Annotated in this window: 1 protein-coding gene; it reads right to left on the minus strand. The window is 70.4% G+C overall.

All coding sequences use genetic code 11. The features are described 5' to 3' along the window. Positions 1-525, minus strand: a 525-nt coding sequence (gene trmD, locus ACXJKJ_RS31570) for a tRNA (guanosine(37)-N1)-methyltransferase TrmD (protein WP_457395626.1), incomplete at its 3' end; no start/stop codon positions are given. Positions 526-570 lie beyond the last annotated feature (45 nt).

Consider the following 570-nt stretch of genomic DNA (forward strand, 5'->3'; position numbering starts at 1 on the left):
CTGCGGGCCTTCGAAACTGTCCTGGACCGCCGATTCGGCATCGCCCAGCGCGCCCTCCTGCAGACGGGTCACCGCATCGACGATGACCGCCGCGCCCAGCTCGCCGCCGGACAGGACGTAATCGCCGAGCGAGATTTCCTCGGTGACCTCGGCCTCGAGGAAGCGCTCATCGATGCCTTCATAGCGGCCGCACAGCAGGATCATCCGCGGCAGGGCCGCCAGTTCGCGCACCCGGGCCTGGGTCAGCGGCTTGCCCTGCGGGCTGAGGTAGATCACCGGCGCGGGCGCCGGATCGGCCGCCTTGGCCGCGGCCAGGCAGGCGCGCAACGGCTCGATCAGCATGACCATGCCCGGGCCACCCCCGAAGGGACGGTCGTCCACCCGGCGGTAGTTGCCGGCGGCGTAGTCACGCGGATTCCAGCCATGCAGGTCGAGCAGGCCGCGCTCGGCCGCACGGCCGACCACGCCCAGCGCGGCCGACTGCGCCATGAACTCGGGGAACAAGGTGATGACGTCGATACGCACCCGGTCAGAACTCCGGGTCCCAGTCGACCACGATCAGGTTGGCCT

Source organism: Roseateles sp. P5_E1, assembly GCF_054049335.1.